Origin of the sequence: Vogesella urethralis, assembly GCF_007644045.2 — a bacterium.
Taxonomy (GTDB): Bacteria; Pseudomonadota; Gammaproteobacteria; order Burkholderiales; family Chromobacteriaceae; genus Vogesella; species Vogesella urethralis.
In genome coordinates this window covers 61904-82660 of record NZ_VMDW02000057.1, presented here as the reverse complement: position 1 = coordinate 82660, position 20757 = coordinate 61904, and the positions used below count along the sequence as shown (strand labels likewise).

General features: G+C 63.5%; 18 protein-coding genes. 13 read left to right on the top strand and 5 right to left on the bottom strand.

Annotated features, from left to right (window positions below; genetic code table 11):
* Positions 1-37: 37 nt before the first annotated feature.
* The 4 genes from FLQ03_RS04210 to FLQ03_RS04195 all read right to left on the bottom strand — a co-directional run bounded on the left by FLQ03_RS04210 (position 38) and on the right by FLQ03_RS04195 (position 2799).
* The gene (locus tag FLQ03_RS04210) at positions 38-628 is read right to left on the bottom strand and encodes an outer membrane beta-barrel protein (RefSeq protein WP_170252303.1); all 591 of its coding nucleotides are present in this window, start codon (positions 626-628) and stop codon (positions 38-40) included.
* Positions 629-743: 115 nt separating this feature from the next.
* Entirely contained in the window at positions 744-1682 is a 939-nt protein-coding gene (thrB, locus tag FLQ03_RS04205; protein ID WP_144372779.1) for a homoserine kinase, read from the bottom strand.
* A 10-nt stretch (positions 1683-1692) separates the two neighbouring features.
* Entirely contained in the window at positions 1693-2007 is a 315-nt protein-coding gene (locus FLQ03_RS04200) for a DUF2782 domain-containing protein (RefSeq protein WP_144372778.1), read from the bottom strand.
* A 63-nt stretch (positions 2008-2070) separates the two neighbouring features.
* A complete protein-coding gene (locus tag FLQ03_RS04195; protein WP_144372777.1) occupies positions 2071-2799 on the bottom strand; it encodes an LOG family protein in 729 nt (242 codons plus the stop codon).
* A gap of 19 nt (positions 2800-2818) precedes the next feature.
* On the opposite strand from FLQ03_RS04195, the gene polA reads away from it, so the two are divergent.
* The 3 genes from polA (at position 2819) to FLQ03_RS04180 (ending at position 7492) form a co-directional block, all read left to right on the top strand.
* Positions 2819-5623 carry a DNA polymerase I gene (gene polA / locus FLQ03_RS04190; RefSeq protein WP_144372776.1) on the top strand — a complete coding sequence of 935 codons (2805 nt, stop codon included), beginning with the start codon at positions 2819-2821 and terminating at the stop codon, positions 5621-5623.
* A gap of 157 nt (positions 5624-5780) precedes the next feature.
* Positions 5781-6341 (top strand): GNAT family N-acetyltransferase, encoded by a 561-nt coding sequence (locus FLQ03_RS04185; RefSeq protein ID WP_144372775.1) that lies wholly within the window; start codon positions 5781-5783, stop codon positions 6339-6341.
* A gap of 29 nt (positions 6342-6370) precedes the next feature.
* Entirely contained in the window at positions 6371-7492 is a 1122-nt protein-coding gene (locus FLQ03_RS04180) for a GGDEF domain-containing protein (protein ID WP_144372774.1), read from the top strand.
* Here FLQ03_RS04180 and FLQ03_RS04175 read toward each other — a convergent pair.
* Positions 7479-9155 carry a sensor domain-containing diguanylate cyclase gene (locus tag FLQ03_RS04175; protein ID WP_144372773.1) on the bottom strand — a complete coding sequence of 559 codons (1677 nt, stop codon included), beginning with the start codon at positions 9153-9155 and terminating at the stop codon, positions 7479-7481. The two genes, FLQ03_RS04180 and FLQ03_RS04175, sit on opposite strands and share 14 nt — an antisense overlap.
* 179 nt (positions 9156-9334) lie before the next feature.
* On the opposite strand from FLQ03_RS04175, the gene cysG reads away from it, so the two are divergent.
* From cysG to msbA, 10 genes are all read left to right on the top strand, one after another.
* The gene (cysG, locus tag FLQ03_RS04170; protein ID WP_144372772.1) at positions 9335-10726 is read left to right on the top strand and encodes a siroheme synthase CysG; all 1392 of its coding nucleotides are present in this window, start codon (positions 9335-9337) and stop codon (positions 10724-10726) included.
* A 79-nt stretch (positions 10727-10805) separates the two neighbouring features.
* Positions 10806-11219: a PTS sugar transporter subunit IIA gene (locus tag FLQ03_RS04165; RefSeq protein WP_144372807.1), complete on the top strand. Its 414-nt coding sequence runs from the start codon at positions 10806-10808 to the stop codon at positions 11217-11219.
* Entirely contained in the window at positions 11200-11469 is a 270-nt protein-coding gene (locus tag FLQ03_RS04160) for an HPr family phosphocarrier protein (RefSeq protein ID WP_144372771.1), read from the top strand. The genes FLQ03_RS04165 and FLQ03_RS04160 overlap by 20 nt, the downstream gene beginning before the upstream one ends.
* 38 nt (positions 11470-11507) lie before the next feature.
* Positions 11508-13247, top strand: coding sequence for a phosphoenolpyruvate--protein phosphotransferase (gene ptsP / locus FLQ03_RS04155; RefSeq protein WP_144372770.1), 1740 nt, complete (start codon positions 11508-11510; stop codon positions 13245-13247).
* Between the two features lie 18 nt (positions 13248-13265).
* Entirely contained in the window at positions 13266-14348 is a 1083-nt protein-coding gene (rfaQ, locus tag FLQ03_RS04150) for a putative lipopolysaccharide heptosyltransferase III (protein WP_144372769.1), read from the top strand.
* Complete coding sequence (locus FLQ03_RS04145) at positions 14345-15484, top strand: glycosyltransferase family 4 protein (RefSeq protein ID WP_144372768.1); 1140 nt, start codon at positions 14345-14347, stop codon at positions 15482-15484. The genes rfaQ and FLQ03_RS04145 overlap by 4 nt, the downstream gene beginning before the upstream one ends.
* Positions 15481-16608, top strand: coding sequence for a glycosyltransferase family 9 protein (locus tag FLQ03_RS04140; RefSeq protein ID WP_144372767.1), 1128 nt, complete (start codon positions 15481-15483; stop codon positions 16606-16608). Before FLQ03_RS04145 ends, FLQ03_RS04140 begins: the two co-directional genes overlap by 4 nt.
* The gene (locus tag FLQ03_RS04135) at positions 16602-17837 is read left to right on the top strand and encodes an O-antigen ligase family protein (RefSeq protein WP_144372766.1); all 1236 of its coding nucleotides are present in this window, start codon (positions 16602-16604) and stop codon (positions 17835-17837) included. The genes FLQ03_RS04140 and FLQ03_RS04135 overlap by 7 nt, the downstream gene beginning before the upstream one ends.
* Positions 17834-18940 carry a glycosyltransferase family 4 protein gene (locus tag FLQ03_RS04130; RefSeq protein ID WP_144372765.1) on the top strand — a complete coding sequence of 369 codons (1107 nt, stop codon included), beginning with the start codon at positions 17834-17836 and terminating at the stop codon, positions 18938-18940. The genes FLQ03_RS04135 and FLQ03_RS04130 overlap by 4 nt, the downstream gene beginning before the upstream one ends.
* The gene (gene msbA, locus FLQ03_RS04125) at positions 18937-20685 is read left to right on the top strand and encodes a lipid A export permease/ATP-binding protein MsbA (RefSeq protein WP_144372764.1); all 1749 of its coding nucleotides are present in this window, start codon (positions 18937-18939) and stop codon (positions 20683-20685) included. Before FLQ03_RS04130 ends, msbA begins: the two co-directional genes overlap by 4 nt.
* Positions 20686-20757: the final 72 nt, after the last annotated feature.

The following is a 20757-nucleotide window of genomic DNA, read 5'->3' as shown; positions in this document are numbered from 1 at the left end:
GCCCGCGGCGCGGGCTGTTGCGTGCACAACGGGCGGCTTAGTAATGATAAGTCACGCCGGCGCTCAGGCGGGAGGCAGAGTGCGTATCTTCGGCACCGCCGGTAGTGGATTTTACCTTGCCGGTCTGCGTGTATTCCACGTAACCGCGCATTTCCGGGCTGAGCTGGCTTTCCAGACCGATACCGATGACCGGAACAGTCTTGCGGGCCTTGAAGTTGGTATTGGTAATGCTGCCGCTGGCCGTGGTCTTGCTTTCCACGCGGGCCAGACCCACGCGGCCGTACAGCCCCAGTTGCTGGCTCAGCGGCAGGTGACCGATGGCGCTGATGCCGACGCTGCTCAGGGTGGACTCGACTTTGCCGCCGCCACTGTAGTTGCGAACGTTTTTGCCGTAGTCCTGGTAATCCAGTTCCCACGACAGGTTGTCGTGGCTGTAGAAGCCGGCACGCAGACCGAAGCCGGTGTCGTTGCTATCGGATTTGGTGTGGGTATTGTAGGTGGCATTGCCCATGCCGACGCTGTGGCGCGACAGCGACAGGTTGCCGCCGATGTATTCGTCTTTGCTGCTATCTACGGCGTGGGCAGCCAGCGGTGCCAGCAGAGCCAGCAGGGCCAGAGACTTTTTCATGTCGGTTCTCCGTGCGTTGAGTGAGTGCTGCATGGTAGTGGCTAGCACGGCGGGTCGCAATATGCAGTTTGTATGCTTAGGCGCGACCCGTTATTTCGATAAATTATTACTGCAATTACAGCCAGAAATCCTGGCGTTCGCGGTGTGCGGCCAACAGGCGCTGGAAGACGCCCGGGTCTTTGGTGAACGTCAGTTCACCCGCTGCCGGCCGGTGGAAGTCCAGCAGGCGCGATACCCAGAAGCGCAGGGCGCCAGCGCGCAGCATCACCGGCCACGCGGTCAGCTCGTCGGCGCTGAACGGGCGTACCGACTGGTAGCCGGCCAGCAGTGCGCGCGCCAGGGTGGCATCGATGCTGCCGTCCGGCAGGCGCGCCCAGTCGTTCAGCGCAATGGCCACGTCGTACAGCAGGATGTCGTTGCAGGCGTAGTAGAAGTCGATGAAGCCGGCGATGCGGTCGCCGTCCATCAGCACGTTGTCCTTGAACAGGTCGGCGTGGATGACGCCCTGCGGCAGGAAGTCGAAGCGGTGGCTACCCTGGAACGCGATTTCCTCGCGCAGCGTGGCGGCGTCTTCAGCCGGCATGGCCGCGTAGAGTTCGGCGGCAGTGTGGCTCCACCACGCCGGGCCGCGCGGGTTGTCCATGCGCAGGGGGAAGGTCTGGCCGGCCTGGTGCATTTGCGCCAGCATTTCTCCGACGGCTTGGCATTGCGCGGCATTCGGGGCGCTGACGTCGCCGCCGTGCAGGCAGCTGACCAGGCAAGCCGGCTTGCCGGCCAGTAGCGAGGCAAAGCTGTCGGTATGGTCGGCAATCGGCGCCGGGCAGGCCACGCCGTGGCGCGACAGGTGGCTCTTCAGCTTGAGGAAGTACGGCAGTTCTTCCAGTTTCAGTACTTCGAACAGCGTCAGCACGTAACGGCCGTGCGTGGTGGTAACGAAGTAATTGGTATTGGTGATGCCGGCGGCGATGCCCTTGAGCTCGACCAGCTCGCCCAGCGCGTAGCGCTGCAGCCAGCTGCGCATCTCGCTATCGGTAACAGAGGTGTAAACGGACACGGCGGGCTCCTCAGAACGTCATCAGCACCCAGCTCGGGGTACGCGGCGGCTGGTTGGGGGAGACGCGCTGCAGCGTGCCATGGCCTTCGTTGTCCAGCAGGTAGTAGGCCGGTGCCCCCTGCGGGCTGACCTTCACCATGTAGAGTTTGCCGTTCATGCGGTACTCTTCCACGGTATCGGGGCCGTTCTGGAACACTTTCACTTCCGGTTCCGGGCCGCTGATGGTGGCCGGCTTCAGGGGTGGCGGGGGCGGCACAACGGCCGGGGTGTCGGCATAAGCCGTCAGCGAGGCCACCAGCAAGGTGGCCAGCAAAAGGCGCTGCATGAGGGGTTTCCTTGGTCCTGGGCTTGAGGGCGGGGGGCTGTTGCCCCCTCTGTCGCCCTCATTCTACAGGTTTAGCAGCTGCTCGCGCTCTTCCGGCAGCGTGTCGAAGCCACGGGTTTCGTAGAAGCGGAAGATGGTTTCCACGATTTCCTTCGGCTCGTCGATCAGCTGCAGCAGGTCGAGGTCGTCCGGGTTGATCATGCCTTCACCGGCCAGCCGTTCGCGTACCCAATCCAGCAGCCCGCCCCAGAAGGCGCTGCCGCACAGGATGATGGGCATCTTGCGGCTCTTGCCGGTCTGGATCAGCGTCAGCGCCTCGAACATCTCGTCCAGCGTGCCGAAGCCGCCCGGCATCACCACATACGCCAGCGCGTGCTTGACGAACATCACCTTGCGGCTGAAGAAGTGGTCGAATTTCAGGCTGAGGTCCTGGTATTCGTTGGGGCGCTGTTCGTGCGGCAGCACGATGTTGAGGCCCACCGATGGGCTCTTGCCGTAGAAGGCGCCCTTGTTGGCCGCCTCCATGATGCCGGGGCCGCCGCCGGAGATTACCGAGAAGCCGGCGTCGGAAAGCAGACGGGCCACGTCCTCGGTGAGCTTATAATACGGGTGGTCACGCGGGGTTCGTGCGCTGCCGAAGATGCTGACGGCCGGGGTAATGGTCTGCAGCTCTTCGGCGGATTCGACGAATTCCGACAAAATCTTCATCACGTGCCACGCCTCGCGCGCGCGGAAGCGTTGCATCATCGCGTAACGGTCGCTTGTTTGCGGTAATTTATCGTGCAAGCCCATACCTTAGCCCTTTTTGATTATGAAAACCCTGTTATTGATCGATGGCTCTTCTTATTTGTACCGCGCCTTTCACGCGATGCCCGACTTGCGTTCGCCGCAGGGGGAGCCCACCGGTGCCATCTACGGCATGGTGAACATGCTGGCCCGTTTGGAAAAGGAAGTCCAATTCGATTATAGCGCCTGCATATTCGACGCCAAGGGCAAGACTTTCCGCGACGCGCTGTACCCGGAATACAAAGCCAACCGCCCGTCGATGCCGGCGGAGCTGGCCGCGCAGATCGACACCGTGCACGACGTGGTGCGCGCCAGCGGCTGGCCGCTGTTGATGGTGGAAGGCGTGGAGGCGGACGACGTGATCGGCACGCTGGCGCGCCAGGCCGAGGCGGCCGGCATGCAGGTGATCATCTCCACCGGCGACAAGGACATGGCGCAGCTGGTAACGCCGGCGGTCAGCCTGGTCAACACCATGACCAACGAGCACCTGGACGAAGCCGGCGTGAAGGAAAAATTCGGCGTGCCGCCCAGCCTGATCATCGACTACCTGACGCTGATCGGCGACAAGGTGGACAACGTGCCGGGCGTGGACAAATGCGGCCCGAAGACGGCGGTGAAATGGCTGGAGCAGTACGGCTCGCTGGCCGCCGTCATCGACAATGCGGCCAACGTGGGCGGCAAGGTGGGCGAAAACCTGCGCGCGGTGCTGGACTGGCTGCCACGCGGGCGCGAGCTGATCACCATCAAGTGCGACGTAGAGCTGTACCACGAGCTGCCGCAGGGTATGGACAGCCTGCGCCACGGCAGCAAGCAGTATGCGCAGCTGGCGGTGCTGTTTGCCCAGTGCGGCTTCCGCACCTTCCTGCGTGAAGTGAACGACAAGCTGGGTGGGGCGGTGGCGGCCAACCCGGCGCCGGTGCAAGCGCCGCTGCACGTCAGCGGCAGCCTGTTTGGCGACGACCTGGACTCCGTGTCTGCGCTGGCTGCCGGCATCGAACCGCAACTGGCGCCGCCGCCGGCGGTGGAGCGCCGCTATGAAACCATCCTGACCCAGGCCCAGCTGGACGCCTGGCTGCACAAGCTGGCCACGGCCGAGGTGGTGTCGGTAGACACCGAAACCACCAGCCTGGACCCGATGCAGGCGCGCATTGTCGGCCTCAGCTTTGCCGTGCAGGCCGGCGAAGCCGCCTACCTGCCGCTGGCACACTGCGGCCCGGACGCGCCGGAACAGCTGGATTTCGATAGTACCCTGGCACAACTGAAGCCGTGGCTGGAAGACGCCAGTCGGCCCAAGCTGGGGCAAAACCTGAAGTACGACCGCCACGTGCTGGCCAACCACGGCATTACCTTGCGCGGGGTGGTGGACGACACGCTGCTGGCTTCTTACGTGATCGAAAGCCACGAACGCCACGGCATGGACGACCTGGCGCGGCGTCACCTGAGCGAAACCACCGTCACCTACGAGGAAATCTGCGGCAAGGGCGCCAAGCAGATCGGCTTTGCCGAAGTGGCGGTGGACGTGGCGGCCAACTACGCCGCCGAAGACGCCGACATCACCTTGCGCTTGGCGCAGCACTTTGCCCCGCAGCTTGCCGGTGCGCTGGGCAGCGTCTACCGCGACATGGAGCTGCCGGTGGCCGAGGTGCTGTTTGCGATGGAACGCACCGGCGTGTTGATCGACCGTGACAAGTTGGCCGCACAAAGCCACCAGCTGGGTAGCGAGATGCTGCAACTGGAGCAGCAGGCCTACGCGCTGGCCGGCCAGCCGTTCAACCTGAATTCGCCCAAGCAGCTGCAGGAAATCCTGTTCGGCAAGCTGGGCATCCCCACCAAGGGCGTGCGCAAGACGCCGTCGGGTGGCTTCTCTACCGACGAAGAAGTGCTGGAAAAACTGGCGCTGGACCACCCGCTACCGAAGCTGATTTTGCAGTACCGCGGCCTGGCCAAGCTGAAGTCTACCTATACCGACAAGCTGCCGACGCTGATTCATCCACAGACCGGCCGCGTGCACACCACTTATGCACAGGCGGTGGCCATTACCGGCCGCCTGGCCAGTAGCGACCCCAACCTGCAGAACATCCCGGTACGGACCGCCGAGGGCCGCCGCGTGCGCGAGGCCTTCATCGCCGAGCCGGGGTTCGTGATTGTCAGCGCCGACTACTCGCAGATCGAGCTGCGCATCATGGCGCACCTGTCCGCCGACGAAGGCATGCTGGCCGCCTTTGCCAGCGGCGAGGACATCCACAAGGCCACCGCCGCCGAGGTATTCGGCACGCCGCTGGCCGAGGTCAGCAGCGAGCAGCGCCGCGCCGCCAAGGCCATCAACTTCGGCCTGATCTACGGCATGGGCAAGTACGGCCTGGCCTCGCAGCTGGGCATTACCAACGACGCGGCGCAGCTGTACATCGACAGCTACTTCCGCAAATACCCCGGCGTGGCCGACTACATGCAGCGTACCCGCGAGCAGGCCGCCGAGCAGGGCTATGTGGAAACCGTGTTTGGCCGCCGCCTGTATCTGCCGGACATCCGTGCCGGCAACCAGGCGCGTCGTGCCGGTGCCGAGCGCGCCGCCATCAACGCGCCGATGCAAGGCACGGCCGCCGACCTGATCAAGCTGGCGATGATCGCGGTACAGGGCTGGTTGCTGCAGGACGGCCTGCGTAGCCGCCTGATCATGCAGGTACACGATGAACTGGTACTGGAAGTGGCGCAGGACGAGCTGGCACTGGTGCGTACCCGTTTGCCGCAACTGATGGCGGGCGTGGCGGCGCTGAAAGTGCCGCTGCTGGCCGAAGTGGGCGTGGGCGACAGCTGGGAGGCCGCGCACTAAGCCCGCACCCGCGCACAAGGTTGGCCGCAGGCCTGCGAGCAAGGCCGCCCGGCGGGCGGCCTTGCACCTTTACACCGCACCCTGGTTACCCGACAGCCAGGGTTTTTCTTCGCCGTCGCCGCCCCGCGCACGGTGGCAACCTACCGAAGGACACGCCATGTCCGAGATACAACTCCGTCCGCCTACGCTGGACGACGTGGACGAACTGCTGGCGTTCGAATTGGCCAACCGTGCCTTCTTCGAATGCTGGATCAACGCCCGTGCCCCGGCCTTCTATCAGCCAGACGCGGTGGCCGATAGCATCCTGGCCTTGCAGCAAGGCGCCGCCGGCGACCACGGTTATGCTTTCCTGATCCTGCATCAAGACGCCATCGTTGGCCGCATCAACCTTACCGCCGTCGAGCGACCGTATTTCAACCGCGCCACCTTGGGTTACCGCTTGGCCGAGCACGCCTGCGGGCGCGGCTGGGCGTCGGCAGCGGTCGCCCAGCTGCAGCAGCTGGCGTTCGGGCCGCTGGGCTTGTGGCGGCTGGAAGCGCACGTAGGCCAGCACAACCCGGCTTCGCGCGCGGTGCTGCTGCGCAACGGCTTTGCCCAGTATGGCCACAGCGAGCAGTCGTTCTGCCTGCACGGGCAATCGCACGACATGTGGCACCTGGCCTGCCGGGCTCCCGGTGCACCCAGGTTGGCCGCAATGCCTGTCGGGGCTGCGCTATAACGAGGTAACACTGCCGTACGGAGACAGGCATGTTCGATATCCACATCCTGCCCATCGCCCTCACCATTATTCTGGTGGGCTGGAGTAGCTGGCGTTTTGCCGCTGGCCACAGCGAGCTTGCCTGGGAGCGGCGCCTGTGGCTGCAAGGTTGCCTGTGCATTGCCGTCGGCTTGCTGATCGAGGCCCAGCCCATGGTGCATTGGCGCAGTCTGGACGCGCTGAGCATGGGCTTGTTGCTGGGCGGCTATCTGCAGTTCTCTCTGGTGCTGTCGCTGTTACAGAACAGGCCCAGCTGGTTTGCGCCGGGGGTAGGCCTGTGGCTGCTGACGGTCGCCGTCAATACCCCCTTGCTACCGCTGGCGTGGGCCGAGATAGGCAATGCCGCAGCACTGGGGCTGGTGTTTTTCCGTCTGGCCTGGCTGCACTGGCAGATAGAGCGGCTGATTCCGCAGGGCTACCGGATTCTGACCACCCTGTACAGTCTGGGCGGGCTGACATTCATCCTGCGGGTGGGCTTGCTGGCGGTGCATGACGAGCACGGCATATGGATGGAAGTGGCCGAGCCGCTGCTGTACCTGTTTGCCACCACCGCCACCATCTATGGTTGCTTTGGTTTTCTGTTGGTGATCCTGCGCCGGCGTACCCAGCGCCTGGTGCGAGAGACGCTGCAGGATAGCCTGACCGGCACCTTGAACCGGCGGGGGCTGGACGAGGCGTTGATGCAACTGCAGCAAGGCATGCCGCTGTACCCCTGTGTGGCGATGGCGATGCTGGATGTCGATCATTTCAAGCAGGTAAACGACCGCTACGGTCACGCCGCCGGTGACGAGGTGCTGCGGCGGCTGGCGCAGTATTTCCGCCAGTCGCTGCGCACTCAGGACGTGTTTGCCCGCTATGGCGGCGAGGAGTTTTGCGTGCTGATGCCCGGCGCATCGCTGGAGGACGCGCGCCGTAAACTGGAGCAGCTGCGCGAGGGTTTCGCTGCCGAGGTATTGCTGGCGCACGAACCGGCGCTGCGCTGCACGTTCTCGGCCGGGCTGGTGTGCTGGGACAACGTGGAGATCAATCCGGAAAAACTGCTGCACCAGGCCGACGACCTGCTGTACGAGGCCAAACGGGGCGGGCGCAACCGTATCGTCACGCCTGCTTAGCGTCGGGGGCGTCGGCTACGCACACCCGGTTACGGCCTTCGTGTTTGGCGCGGTACAGCGCCTTGTCGGCATCGCGCATCAGGTCGCCCAGGGCCTGTGCCGGCTGCAGGCTGGCCAGGCCGATGCTGACTGTCAGTGCGATAGTCTGGCCGTGGCTGAGTACCGGCGTGTCGGCCAGCTGTTTGCCGATACGCCTGGCCAATGGCAGGGCCTCTTCTGCCGTCAGCCCCACCAGCAAGGCCGCAAACTCCTCGCCGCCCATGCGGCACGGCAGGTCCTGTACCCGCAAGCTGTCTTGCAACACGCGGGCAAACGCCACCAGCGCATCGTCACCGGCAGCGTGACCGTAGCGGTCGTTCACCTGCTTGAAGTGGTCAAGGTCGAACATCAACAGGCAAACCGGCAGTCGCTGGCTGCCGGCAGTGTCGCACGCGGCTTGCGCCTGCTGCATGAAGTGGCGGCGGTTATGCAGGCCGGTCAGCGCATCTTGCGTGGCCAGCTGGAACAGCTGGTTAGCGCGGCGCTCTTGCTGGATGGCAATCGCCATCAGGTGCGAGGTGCGCTGGGTGATGTACTCGCTGTGCTCGTCGGGCGCTTGGCACTGGTTGAAGTAGATGGCGAAGGTGCCCAGTACGCTGCCATCGTGCGCCTTGATCGGGTAGGACCAGCAACTGTGCAGACCGTAGCCGGTAGCCAGCGCCGCGTAGTCGGCCCAGAACGGGTGCTGCGCGATATCGGTGACGATCACCGCCTCGCCGGTAAAGGCCGCTGCGCCGCAGGAGCCGATGCTGTGGCCGATGGAAATGCCGTCGATCTGTTGCAGGTAGCGCACGGGCAGGCTGGGGCCGGCTGCGACCGACAGGTGCTGCCCGGCTTCATCCAGCAGCATGATGGAACACAGCGCGCCGTCGATCTGCGACTCGATCATGCGACAGGTCCATACCATCACTTCCTGCATCGGCCGGTCGTTGGCAATCATTTCCAACAGGCGGTTCTCGTCGGCTTGCCACAGGCGGATGGCGTGCTCTTCACTGATGTCACGGTCGATGCACAGCAGCGACTGGATGTTGCCGGCACCATCAAATTCGGGAAACAGCCGCGACTCGAACACATGGTGGCGGCCCTGGTGATTGAGCTGGTTCTCGAACACCACCGGTTTGCCGAGTTGCAGCACCTGCTGGCTGGCATGCCGGAACGCATCGCACACGTGCTGTGGCAGGCCGCGTTCTTCCAGTGTCAGGCCGATATGCAGGGTAGGCGGGATGGCCGAATAGCGCGACAGCGCGCTGTTGGTGTACTGGCAAACCAGCTCGGCGTTGTAGCGGCTGATGATGTCCGGCGAGTTTTCCACCAGGTTGCGGAAGGTCTGGCGGTCTTCGCGCACGCTGACCAGTGTGCCCTCCGGTAGTGGCGTCAGCAGCCAGTCCAGTAGTTGGCCGCCGTACACCTGCTGCAGTGCCAGGCTGTTGTTGCTGGCCAGCGCCGCGTGTAGTCCTTCCGGCAGCAGCGTGGCCGGCAAGGCCTGCCCGGGTACCGGGGCCGCACAATGCAGTAGCTGCATGAAGCGCGGCGTGACGAAGCAGACCGCTTGGCTGCGGTCCAGCAGCAAGTAGCCGCCGGGCAGCGCGCTGAGGGCTTTTTCCAGGGAGGCAAGGGCGGCCACAGTGGTCTCCGGGGCGATGGCAGTGGGGTGTGTCGTGTTCTCTTCTGGATTGTAGCGATAAATGCCAGCCTGTCATGCCGGCGTGCCTCCGCCATGCTTTTTTCATGTGCAGTGGTGTCGCAATCGTGTTGTGCCGCGGCTGGATGGTATGCTGCGGCAGCGATTGCCAGGAGGTTAAGGTGGAGTACTTTCCGATTTTCATGCGTTTGCAGGGGCAGCCCTGTTTGCTGGTGGGTGGTGGTGAAGTGGGCTTGCGCAAGGCGCGCCTGCTGCTGTCTGCCGGCGCACAGCTCACCGTGGTATCACCGGCGCTGGCGCCGGAGCTGGCGCAAATGGCCGCACGTGGCGAGGTGACGCACATTGCGGCCAACTTCGAGCCCGGCCAGGTGGCCGGCCACAAGCTGGTGGTGGCCGCGACCGACGTGCGCGAGGTGAACCGGCTGGTGTCGGACACCGCGCAGGCGCTGGGCATCCCGGCCAATGTGGTGGACGACCCGGAGCTGTCCAGCTACATCACGCCGGCTATTGTCGACCGCTCGCCGCTGGTGATTGCGGTGTCGACCGGTGGCGGTGTGCCGGTACTGGCCAGGCTGGTGCGGGCGCGGCTGGAAAGCCTGATTCCGGCGGGGTTCGGCCGCCTGGCGCGGTTTGCGTCGGGCTTTCGCGACCAGGTCAAGGCCCGTTTCGGCAATGTGGAAGAACGGCGCGCGTTCTGGGAGGCTGTACTGGAAGGCCCGCTGGCCGAGCAGGTGATGAACGGTAACGAAGACGCCGCACGTGATGACATGTTGCGCAGGTTGGCCGCCGCCGATACGGCGCCGGCAGGGGCGGTCTACCTGGTGGGAGCCGGCCCCGGCAACCCCGATTTGCTGACCTTTCGCGCCTTGCGGCTTATGCAGCAGGCCGACGTGGTGCTGTACGACAACCTGGTGGCGCCCGCCTTGCTGGAGCTGGTACGCCGTGACGCCGAGCGTATTTTTGTGGGCAAGCAACGCGCTAATCACACCTTGCCGCAGGAAGACATCAACGCCTTGCTGCTGCGTCTGGCGCAAGAAGGCAAGCGCGTATTACGGCTGAAAGGGGGCGACCCGTTTACTTTCGGCCGTGGCGGCGAGGAAATCGCGCTGTTGGCTGCGCATCGTATCCCGTTCGAAGTGGTGCCTGGCATTACGTCGGCCAGTGGTGCGGCGGCGTATGCAGGCATTCCGCTGACCCACCGCGATCACGCCCAGTCGGTGACCTTTGTCACAGGTCATAAAAAGGACGGCAGCATTCAGCTAGACTGGCCGGCGCTCACCCGGGATAACCAGACGGTGGTGATTTACATGGGCTTGGCCATGGCAGAGGAACTCTGCACGACATTCATCAGTCATGGAAAAGCGGCAAATACACCGGCTGCCGTGGTGGAACAAGCCACCACACCACAGCAGCGTACCGTCATCGGCACGCTGCAAACCTTGCCTGCCTTGATTCGTGCGAATAGTATCAGTTCACCTGCATTGATTATTGTGGGTGAGGTGGTGTCGCTGTCGGCACAGCTGGGCTGGTATCAGTCCGCGGCCGCAGGCTGACAGCACGTTCCGGGAGCTGCCCGCCAGGGCAGCCGTTTGATGCAGCAGGCAATAGCCGGCCGGTGCCGGGGTGGAAAATATGGTTGGTGTATTACTGATTTCGCATGGCAATCTCGGCCACAGCCTGGCCGAGTGCGCCCGTCATGTCCTGGGCCGGGTGCCTGATAACCTGGCCATCATGGGCGTAGAAAAACACGACGACCCCGAGCAGAAGCGGCAGGAAGCACAGGCGCTGATCGACCAGCTGCAACAGGGTGACGGCGTGGTGCTGCTGACCGACATGGTAGGTGGCACGCCGGCCAACATCACCGGGCGACTGGTGCGAGCCGGCAAGGTCGAGGCCGTGGCAGGGGTGAACCTGCCCATGCTGGTGCGGGCGTTAAGCTACAGCAGCCAGCCCTTGGAAATCGTGGTCAGCAAGGCCATTACCGGAGGCCTGGAAGGGGTCTTCTATATGCTTCCGGAGGGGAATCATGCAGAAACAACAAATTGAGATCATCAACAAGCTGGGCCTGCACGCGCGGGCGTCCAGCAAATTTACCCAGATTGCCAGCCGTTTCAAGGCCGAGGTCTGGATTGCCCGTAACGGGCGGCGCGTCAACGGCAAGAGCATCATGGGTGTCATGATGCTGGCAGCGGCCAAAGGCGCCACGGTAGAGCTGGAAACCAATGGCGAAGACGAGGATCTGGCCATGGCGGCGTTGGTCGAGCTGATCAACAACCGCTTCGACGAGGCGGAATAAACGCCCGCGACAATAAATAGACAGACAGGGGAGCAAGCATGAGTATCGTGTTGCACGGCGTACCGATTGGCGGCGGGGTGGCCATCGGTCGGGCGCATTTGCTGACGCAGAGCATGGATGACGTGGTTCATCTGGCGCTGGAAGACAGCGAGATCGCCGCCGAGCAGCAGCGTTTCGACCATGCCGTACGCGAAACCCGCAAGCAGCTGGAGCTGCTGTGGGGCAGCATCCCCGAAAACGCGCCGGCCGAGCTGGGCGCGTTCCTGTCGCTGCACATCATGTTGTTGTCTGATGTCACCATCTCGCGCGACCCGCGCGACCTTATCGAAAGCCAGCGCTGCAACGCGGAATGGGCGTTGAAGCTGCAGTGCGACACGCTGGTGGAGCAGTTTGACGCCATCGAGGAAGACTACCTGCGCGAGCGCAAGCACGACGTACTGCAGGTGGTGGAGCGCATCTTCAAGAATCTGGCGGGGCAGAGTACCGACCTGCAGCTGGCCGACGATATGGACGAAGACGCCATCCTGGTGGCGCACGACCTGTCGCCGGCCGACATGGTGTACTTCAAGGATGCCAACGTCGCCGCGTTTGTGACGGATGTGGGTGGCGCCACCAGCCACACCGCCATTCTGGGCCGCAGCCTGGACCTGCCGTCGGTGATCGCGCTGCACCACGCCCGCGAGCTGATCCGCGAAGACGAAATGATCGTAGTTGATGGCCAGCAGGGCGTGCTGATCATCAACCCGGAAGAAACGGTACTGGCCGAGTACCGCCGCCGGCAGCGCAACTGGATCGAGGCGCGGCGCAAGCTGTCCAGCATCCGCAAGACCGATGCCCTCACCCAGGACGGTACCCCGATCGAGCTGCTGGCCAATATCGAGTTGCCGCAGGATGCGGCCAACGTGCTGGAATCCGGTGCGGTGGGCGTGGGCCTGTTCCGTAGCGAGTTCCTGTTTCTGGGGCGCGACAGCCTGCCGTCGGAAGACGAGCAGTTCGAGGCTTACCGCTCGGTGGCCGAAGCCATGCGCGGCGCACCGGTTACCGTGCGCACCATGGACCTGGGCGCCGACAAGAACCCGCGCTGGCTGAATCACGGTGCCGCCGAAAACCCGGCGCTGGGCCTGACCGGCGTACGCCTGTGCCTGGCCGAGCCGCTGATGTTCCGCGCCCAGCTGCGGGCGCTGCTGCGCGCCAGCATCTACGGCAAGATCCGCATCCTGTTCCCGATGATCAACAGTCTGGGCGAACTGAAGCAGGCGTTGGCGCAGCTGGACTACGCCCGCAAGGAGCTGCGCGAGGAAGGCGTGGCCTTTGCCGAGGAAGTGGAAGTGGGCGCCATGATCGAGATCCCGTCTGCCGCGCTGGTGGTGGGTAGCTTCGTCAAGCACGTGGATTTCCTGTCGATCGGTACCAACGACCTGATCCAGTACACGCTGGCGGTGGACCGCAACGACGACTCGGTCAGCCATCTGTACGACCCGGTGCACCCGGCGGTGCTGAAGCTGATTTCGCATACCATCAAGACCGCCACCAAAGCCGGCGTGCAGGTATCGGTGTGCGGCGAAATGGCTGGCGACGAGCGCCTGACCCGCTTGCTGCTGGGCATGGGCCTGCGCCGCTTCTCCATGCACCCGGCCAATCTGCTGACCGTGAAGCAGAATGTGCTCAACAGTCACCTCGACACGCTGTCACCGCTGGTGGCGCGTATCCTGCGCAGCGAAGACCCTGATAGAATCGCAGACTTGTTGCAACAACTGAATGCCGGGCCGGACGCCTGATCCGGCTTTTTTCTTTTCATGCTCACAGATGCCATCGACCCGTCGGCCGTGCGCCGCGTATTGCTGATCAAGCTGCGCCACCACGGCGACGTGCTATTGACCTCGCCGTTGCTGACCACGCTACAGGCGCAGCTGCCGCATGCCGAAGTGGACGCGCTGGTGTACCACGACACGCGCGAGATGCTGTCCGGTCACCCGGGGCTGTCGCAGCTGCACACCATCGACCGCCAGTGGAAGAAGCTGGGGCCGCTGGGCCAGTTGCGTGCCGAGTGGCGCCTGTTGGCCACGCTGAAAGCGCGCTGCTACGACCTGGTCATCACGCTGACCGAGCATAACCGTGGCGCCTGGCTAGCGCGCCTGCTGCAGCCGCGCTGGTCGGTCGGGCCCGATGGCCCGTATGGCCGTTTCTTCCGCAAGAGCTTTACCCACCGCTACCTGCAGGTGCCGGGTAACCGCCGGCATACAGTGGAAATCCACCTCGATGCGCTGCGCCGCATCGGCATTTACGCCACGCCGGCACAGCGGGCGCTGCAAATCGTGCCCGGTGACGCGGCCGAAGCATCACTAACGGCCAAGTTGCAGGACTTGGGCTTGCAACGCGGTGGCTACGTTCTGGTGCACCCCACCTCACGCTGGCTGTTCAAGAGTTGGCCGCCGGCCCAGATGGCGGCGCTGATCGATACCCTGAGTGCCCGTGGCGAACGCATCTTGCTGACGGCTGCGCCCAGCGCCGACGAGCTGGCCATGCTGGCCGACATTACCGGCCAGTTGCAACACCCGGTGGCCAGCCTGGCCGGCCAGCTCAGCCTGAAAGAGTTGGCCGCGGCCATTGCGGGGGCAAAGTGTTACATCGGGGTGGATTCGGTGCCGATGCACCTGGCCGCGGCCGTACAGACGCCGTGTGTGGCGCTGTTCGGCCCATCTGGTGACATCGAGTGGGGGCCGTGGCAAGTACCGCACCGCGTCGTGGCGGCCTCCGTGCCGTGTCGCCCGTGCGGCAACGCCGGCTGTGGCGGCGGCTGGCGCAGCGAATGCCTGGAAAAGATCAGCGTGCAGCAGGTGCTGGCCGCCTACGACAGCCTGCAGGAGCAAGGCCGATGACCTACCTCGCCATCATCCGGCAGAAATTCAACCCCGCCGGCGGTGCCGAGCGCGTGGTCAGCGCCATCCTGCGTCAGCTGCAAGGGCAGCAGGCCCTGCAACCGGTGCTGATCAACCGTCGCTGGGAGCCTGTGCCCGGCATCGAGGCGCGCAGCGTCAACCCGTTTTATCTGGGTAGCGTGTGGCGCGACTGGGGCTTTGCCCGTGCCGCCCGCCGCGTCTGGCAGCAGTTGCCGGCCGATCTGGTGCTATCGCACGAGCGCATTCCCGGCTGCCATGTTTACCGTGCCGACGACGGTGTGCACGCCGCCTGGCTGGATGTGCGGCGCCAGCGTGGCGGCTTGGCCGCGCGCGTATCGATGGCGCTGAACCCTTATCACCACTATATGCGGGCGATGGAGCAACGCATGTATCGCGACCCGGCGTTTCGCGGCGTGGTGTGCATTTCCGAGATGGTGAAGCGCGACGTCATGCAGTACACCGGCTTGCCGGCCGAGCGTTGCCACGTCATCTACAACGGCATCGACACCGCGTTTTTCAATCCGCAGGACGCGCGTGCCCAACGCGATGCCTTGCGCCAGCAGTACGGCTTTGGCAGCGAGACGCCGGTGTTGCTGTACGTCGGCTCTGGCTTTGAGCGCAAGGGCTTGGCGCAGGCGCTGTACGCCATTGTGCCGCACCCCGCGGTACAGCTGGTGGTGGTGGGCAGCGACAAGAAAAGCCGTCGTTACCAGGCGCTGGCGCAGCAGCTGGGCGTTGGCAAACGGGTGCATTTTGCCGGTGCGCAGCGCGATGTACGCAGTTACTACGGCATGGCAGATGGTTTCATCCTGCCGTCGATCTACGAGCCGTTCGGCCTGGTGGTGGCGGAGGCGATGGCCTGCGGCCTGCCGGTGTTGACCAGTACCCGCTGTGGCGGGGGCGAGCTGGTACAGTCGGGCTTGACCGGCTGGCTGGCCGCGCCTGACACCAAGGAAGACTGGCAGCACAACGTGGGCTTGTGGTTGGCCGCCAGCCAAGGCTGGCCACTGATGGCCGAAGCCGCGCGCCGTGCCGTACTGCCGTTTACTGAAGCGCGCATGGTGGACGAGATGCTGACGCTGTTTCGTCGCCTGCACGCTAGGGAGGCCGCATGAAAGGGCGTTTTCCCGGCCGCGTGCTGATTTTTGCCGCGCTGTTATTCCGCCTGCCTTGGCAGTGGTTACGCCGCCCGCCGCAGACGGTACAGCGCATTCTGGTGCTGCACCAGTTTCTGTTGGGTGATGCGCTGATGGCCACCAGCCTGCTGGCCAAACTGCGCCAGCGTTACCCGCAGGCCGACATCGTGCTGGCTTGCCCGCCGTTGCAGGCGGGCTTGTACGACAGCCGGCCCTACGGCGTGCGTGCCGTACCGTGGCACCCGCGCGACTTTGCCAGCATCCGGCGCCTGTTTGCCATGCCGCGTTTCGACGTGGTGTACCTGATGGGCGAGAACCGCCTGAGTTATCTGGCGCGTGCCATCGGTGCGCGCTGGATTGTCGGTTTTGCCGGCGAAGTGCCGCAGTACAAGAACTGGCTAGTCGACGAGGCGGTGCCATATGCCGACCAGCCGGAAGCGTGGACCGACACTGCCGCACGGCTGGTGGATGGCCCGCCACCACCACCTTTCGACGTGGCCGATTGGCCGCTGGGCGTACAGCAGCTACCGCCATTACCGGCCAACTATGTTGTGCTGCATGTGGGCGCCAGCTCGCCAACGCGCTACTGGCCGGCGGCCAACTGGCAAAGCGTGGCCGCGGGTTTGCGCGCGCGCGGCCTGGCCGTGGTGTGGTCTGGCGGCCCGGGCGAGGGGCATCTGATCGAGCAAGTGCAGCCGTTGCCGCAGGATACGGTCATCGCCGGCACGCTCAGCTTGCCGCAGCTGCGTGCGGTACTGGCAGCGGCCCGTGCCTGCGTCTGCCCGGATACCGGCATCGCCCACCTGGCCAAGGTGGCTGGGGTGCCGCTGGTGATGCTGTTCGGGCCGGGCAGCGAAGTGCTGTTTGGCGGCAGCGACTTTTTCCGCCGTTATACCTGCCTGGGTGCCGGCCCGGCGCTGTTTCCGTGCCGTTTCCAGCGCAGCGTGCATCACCGCCCGGTGGACTGGGCGCTGCGTTGCTTCCGGCCTGCTGGCGACCAGCCTGGCGGCTGCAAAACCGTACAGTGCATGGCAGCGGTGAAGCCGGAGGTGGTGCTGCAACTGTTACAACAATGTTTTGATTCTGGTAACACAAGATGCTGACACGGTTTTTTGCGGTACTGGTCGCGTTGTTTTTTGCGACAGCCATGACGGTGAAAGGCGCTGCCAATAGTGTGGTTTTGTTGATCGGACTACTGTCATTACCCTTATTGCGCCGTGCCCACCCGGAACCTTCACGGCGATTCGTTTTCTGGGCCCTGTCTGCCACGGCTGTATTAACGGTACTGCAGTTAGTGGTCGCGTTTAACGGTGTGACGGTCAAGGCACTGGATGCACCTTTGCGCTTTGTCCTTGCCGGTCTGGGCCTGTGGAGTCTAAGCCGTGTGCCTTCGCGTTACCTGATACGCGCGCTATGGGGTATTCCACTAGGGGCCGTGGGGCTCGGCTTGTGGGGCTGGCTGTCTACCAACGTTCAGGCTTACGCGTGGTCCGATATCACCCGTGGCTGGAACGGCTTCAGCAATCCGATCCCGTTTGGTGTCTACTCGGCACTGTTTGCATTTTGGGTGTGGATTTTGCCATTCCGGCAACTGATGGTGCCAGTTCAATATCGGCAGTGGGTACTGGTGCTGCAGGTTGTGGCTACTTTTGCCGCTTTTGCTGCTGCCTATTATTCGGGTACACGGGCAGCTCAGCTGGTCTGCTTCCCGCTGTTGATTCTGGTGCTACTCTACTTTTATAAGGTGAAAGCACAAGTTATGGTATGGCTGGTGCCTGCATTGCTGCTGGCATCTGTTTTGTTTGTTGCTGTTTCTCCGGATCGCTTCAGTGTCCGTTTCCGAGAGGGGGTGACCGAGGTTGTCAATCACGAGTCTAGTCATGGCACATCAATGGGATTGCGTTTGAGCATGTGGCAGTACGGTGGGCAACTGCTATTGGCTCATCCGCTTACTGGAGTGGGGAAGCAGGGATATTACCGAGAAGTGAGCAAGTTAAAGGATGACCCGACGCCGCTGCGCATGATCAGTACTGCTCCTCATCCCCATAATGAAATTCTGAATCTGGCGGTTGAGTTCGGTGTGGTGGGTATTGCCCTGGGGCTGGCACTGTTCCTGGTACCAGGCCTGCTCTTCCGCAGCTATCTGACGCATCAGGACCCAGTACTGGCCTTTGCCGCGCTGGCTGGCATGCTGGTCGTGGTCTGCCAGTTTGTGGCTAGCCTGTTTGATGCGTACTTCTGGATCGTCTCGCAAACATCTTTCTATGGCATGAGTGTGGTGATTTTTGCCAGCATGATTTTTAGTCGCAAACGCGAGTTGGGCCTGACATGAGCAAAGCCATTCTGTTCACCGAATCCTCCCCCAACGTCGGCGGGCAGGAATTACAACTGATGCAGCAGATGCAGCAGTTTGCGGCGGCCGGCTATCAGCCAGTGCTGGCTTGCCGGCCCGGTAGCCGGGTAGAACAGGTGGCGCTGCATAAGGGCTTATCGGTGTTGCCGGTGCGCTTCCGTAACAGCGTGCACCTGCCGTCCATTGCCATTCTGCGGCGCTGGCTGACGGTACACCGACCCCGCCTGGCCATTTGCCATAGCGGGCACGACAGCAACAACCTGGCCATTGCCGCCAGGCTGGTGCGCCAGCGGCCGTTCCTGCTGCGGTCGCGTACCTACCAGCCGGGTAAGGCCTCGGCGTGGTCGTATAACACGCTGGTGGACGCCACCATGCTGCCCAGTCACTACCTGCGTGACTGTCTGCTGCAAAACCCGTCCATCCATCCGGACAAGCTGCACGTGATCTACCCGGGTATCGATTTTGAGCGCATTGCGCGCGATGCCGGCACCGACTTGCCGTCTAGCGTACAGCAGTGGCGTGATGCCCATCCTGGCCCGTTGCTGGTTCAGGCAGCCATGTTGCGTGGCGAGAAAGGCCACCAGACCATCCTGGAAGCGATGGCGCGCCTGCAGCCACGTTGGCCGCAGTTGCGTTACATCATCGCCGGTGAAGGGCCGGAGGCAGGGCGCTTGCAGGCCGAGATCCAGCGTTTGGGTCTGGGCGAACAGGTGCTGCTGGCCGGCATGGTACAGCCGGTGGCAGCCTTGCTGGCCAGGGCGGACCTGGTGCTGATGCCGTCCAGCTACGAACCGCTGGGCATGTCGCAGATCGAGGCGTTGAGCCTGACGGTGCCGGTGCTGGCCAGTCGCACCGGTGGCATCCCGGAAACCATTCATGATGGCGTGACCGGCCAGTTGTTGCCGCCGGGCGACGTGGCTGCCTGGGCCGCTGCCATCGAGCAGGCCTTGTCCGACCCGGCCACCGTGCAAGCGCAGGCGCTGGCCGGCCAGGCCGACGTCCAGCGCCGTTTTTCCCCCCGCAGCAATACCGCCAGCCTGTTGGCGCTGGCGGGGCTGTCGTCCGAGACTTCTGATTCATGAACGATTCCTTCAAGCACAGCTGGCAGGTTTACCGCCGCCTGCTGCGTTACATCCAGCGCTACTGGAAGGTACTGAGCCTGTCGCTGGTCTCGATGTGTATCGCCGCGCTAACCGAAGCGGCGTTTGCCCGTTTGCTCAAGCCGTTGATCGACGGCGGCTTTGTCGACAAGGACCCGGCAACCATCCGCTGGGTGCCGCTGGCGATTATCGGCGTGTTCCTGCTGCGTGGCGTGACCAGCTTTATCAACGAATATACGGCCAGCTGGCTGACCGGCCGTCTGGTGCAAACCCTGCGCGAAGAGATGTTCGTCAAGCTGCTACGCTTGCCGGTGAGCTTTTATGATCGCGAGCAGTCGGGCCGGCTGATTTCGCGTATTGCGAGCGACGTCAATCAGGTTACCGAAGCCGGTTTCAATGTGATTACCGTGGCGGTCAAGGATGGCGTGACCACGCTGGGCCTGCTGGCGCTGCTGCTGTACACCGACTGGCAGCTGACGCTGATCTGTTTCGTCGTCATGCCCGCGGTCACCGCCTGCATGCACTTTGTCGGCAAGCGTTTGCGTGGTCTGGCCCGCGAGAACCAGCTGCGCATGGGGCAGATGGTGCAGGTAGTCAGCGAGGCTATCGATGGCCGTAAAGTGGTGAAGATTTACGGTGGCGAGCAGTACGAAGCCGAGCGTTTTCATGAGGCGGCGGATGCGTTGCGCCGTAACCAGGTCAAGCAGAGTGCGGCCAGCTCCGCCAACACCGGCGTGACCCAGCTGATGATTGCCTGTGCGTTGGCCGCCATCCTGTACTTTGCCGCGCTGCGTGCGCAGCATGGCGGTTTCAGTGCTGGCGATTTCATGTCCTTCCTCACCGCCATGATGCTGCTGTTTGCGCCGATCAAGCGCATCACCGGCATCTCGCAGGCGCTGCAACGCGGTTTGGCGGCGGCAGAAACCATTTTCCAGTTTCTGGATGAGCCGGAAGAAAAGCAGGCCGGCTTGCCTTTGGCCGGCAAGACGCGCGGCCAGCTCGAGTTGCAGCAGCTGTCATTCAGCTACCCTGGCAGCGAGCGGCCGGCGCTCAAGCAGATTAGCCTGACGCTGAACGCGGGTGAAACGGTGGCACTGGTGGGTTCCTCCGGCTCCGGCAAGACCACGCTGGCCAGCCTGGTGCCGCGCTTCTACGAGCCCGACAGTGGCCGTTTACTGCTGGATGGCGTACCACTGGCTGACTACGCGCTGCCTGCGTTGCGCGAGCAGATTGCCTTGGTCAGCCAGGACGTGGTGCTGTTCAATGGCACCGTGGCGGCCAACATTGCGTATGGTGTGCTGGACAAGGTTGGCCGCGAGCAGATCGTCGAGGCCGCGCGCGCGGCCAACGCGCTGGACTTCATCGAGGCGCTACCGGAAGGCTTCGATACCGAAATCGGCGAAAACGGTACCCGTCTGTCGGGCGGCCAGCGCCAGCGCCTGGCTATTGCCCGTGCGCTGCTGAAAAACGCGCCGCTGCTGATTCTGGATGAAGCGACATCGGCGCTGGACACCGAGTCCGAGCGTCTGGTGCAGGCCGCGCTGGATAACCTGATGAAAAACCGGACCACGCTGGTGATTGCGCATCGTCTGTCTACCATCGAGCAGGCTGATCGTATTGTGGTGATGCACCAGGGTGAAGTCATCGAGGTAGGGACGCACCAGTCGCTATTGGCTGAAAACGGCATGTACGCCAAATTGCACAGCATGCAGTTTGCCGAAGGCTGACGGTTGGCTTGTGGCAACAGACACACCGCCCGATAGGGCGGTTTTTTATTGCTTTTAATCTTTTACTATCAA

What these genes read in the sequence shown, in the direction of transcription:
- ptsP (WP_144372770.1), top strand. Translation starts at nt 11,508, where the DNA reads ATGAGTATCGTGTTGCACGGCGTACCGATTGGCGGCGGGGTGGCCATC.
- FLQ03_RS04165 (WP_144372807.1), top strand. Translation starts at nt 10,806, where the DNA reads ATGGTTGGTGTATTACTGATTTCGCATGGCAATCTCGGCCACAGCCTG.
- polA (WP_144372776.1), top strand. Translation starts at nt 2,819, where the DNA reads ATGAAAACCCTGTTATTGATCGATGGCTCTTCTTATTTGTACCGCGCC.
- FLQ03_RS04160 (WP_144372771.1), top strand. Translation starts at nt 11,200, where the DNA reads ATGCAGAAACAACAAATTGAGATCATCAACAAGCTGGGCCTGCACGCG.
- FLQ03_RS04180 (WP_144372774.1), top strand. Translation starts at nt 6,371, where the DNA reads ATGTTCGATATCCACATCCTGCCCATCGCCCTCACCATTATTCTGGTG.
- rfaQ (WP_144372769.1), top strand. Translation starts at nt 13,266, where the DNA reads ATGCTCACAGATGCCATCGACCCGTCGGCCGTGCGCCGCGTATTGCTG.
- FLQ03_RS04135 (WP_144372766.1), top strand. Translation starts at nt 16,602, where the DNA reads ATGCTGACACGGTTTTTTGCGGTACTGGTCGCGTTGTTTTTTGCGACA.
- FLQ03_RS04130 (WP_144372765.1), top strand. Translation starts at nt 17,834, where the DNA reads ATGAGCAAAGCCATTCTGTTCACCGAATCCTCCCCCAACGTCGGCGGG.
- FLQ03_RS04200 (WP_144372778.1), bottom strand. Translation starts at nt 2,007, where the DNA reads ATGCAGCGCCTTTTGCTGGCCACCTTGCTGGTGGCCTCGCTGACGGCT.
- msbA (WP_144372764.1), top strand. Translation starts at nt 18,937, where the DNA reads ATGAACGATTCCTTCAAGCACAGCTGGCAGGTTTACCGCCGCCTGCTG.
- FLQ03_RS04210 (WP_170252303.1), bottom strand. Translation starts at nt 628, where the DNA reads ATGAAAAAGTCTCTGGCCCTGCTGGCTCTGCTGGCACCGCTGGCTGCC.
- FLQ03_RS04185 (WP_144372775.1), top strand. Translation starts at nt 5,781, where the DNA reads ATGTCCGAGATACAACTCCGTCCGCCTACGCTGGACGACGTGGACGAA.
- FLQ03_RS04195 (WP_144372777.1), bottom strand. Translation starts at nt 2,799, where the DNA reads ATGGGCTTGCACGATAAATTACCGCAAACAAGCGACCGTTACGCGATG.
- FLQ03_RS04140 (WP_144372767.1), top strand. Translation starts at nt 15,481, where the DNA reads ATGAAAGGGCGTTTTCCCGGCCGCGTGCTGATTTTTGCCGCGCTGTTA.
- FLQ03_RS04145 (WP_144372768.1), top strand. Translation starts at nt 14,345, where the DNA reads ATGACCTACCTCGCCATCATCCGGCAGAAATTCAACCCCGCCGGCGGT.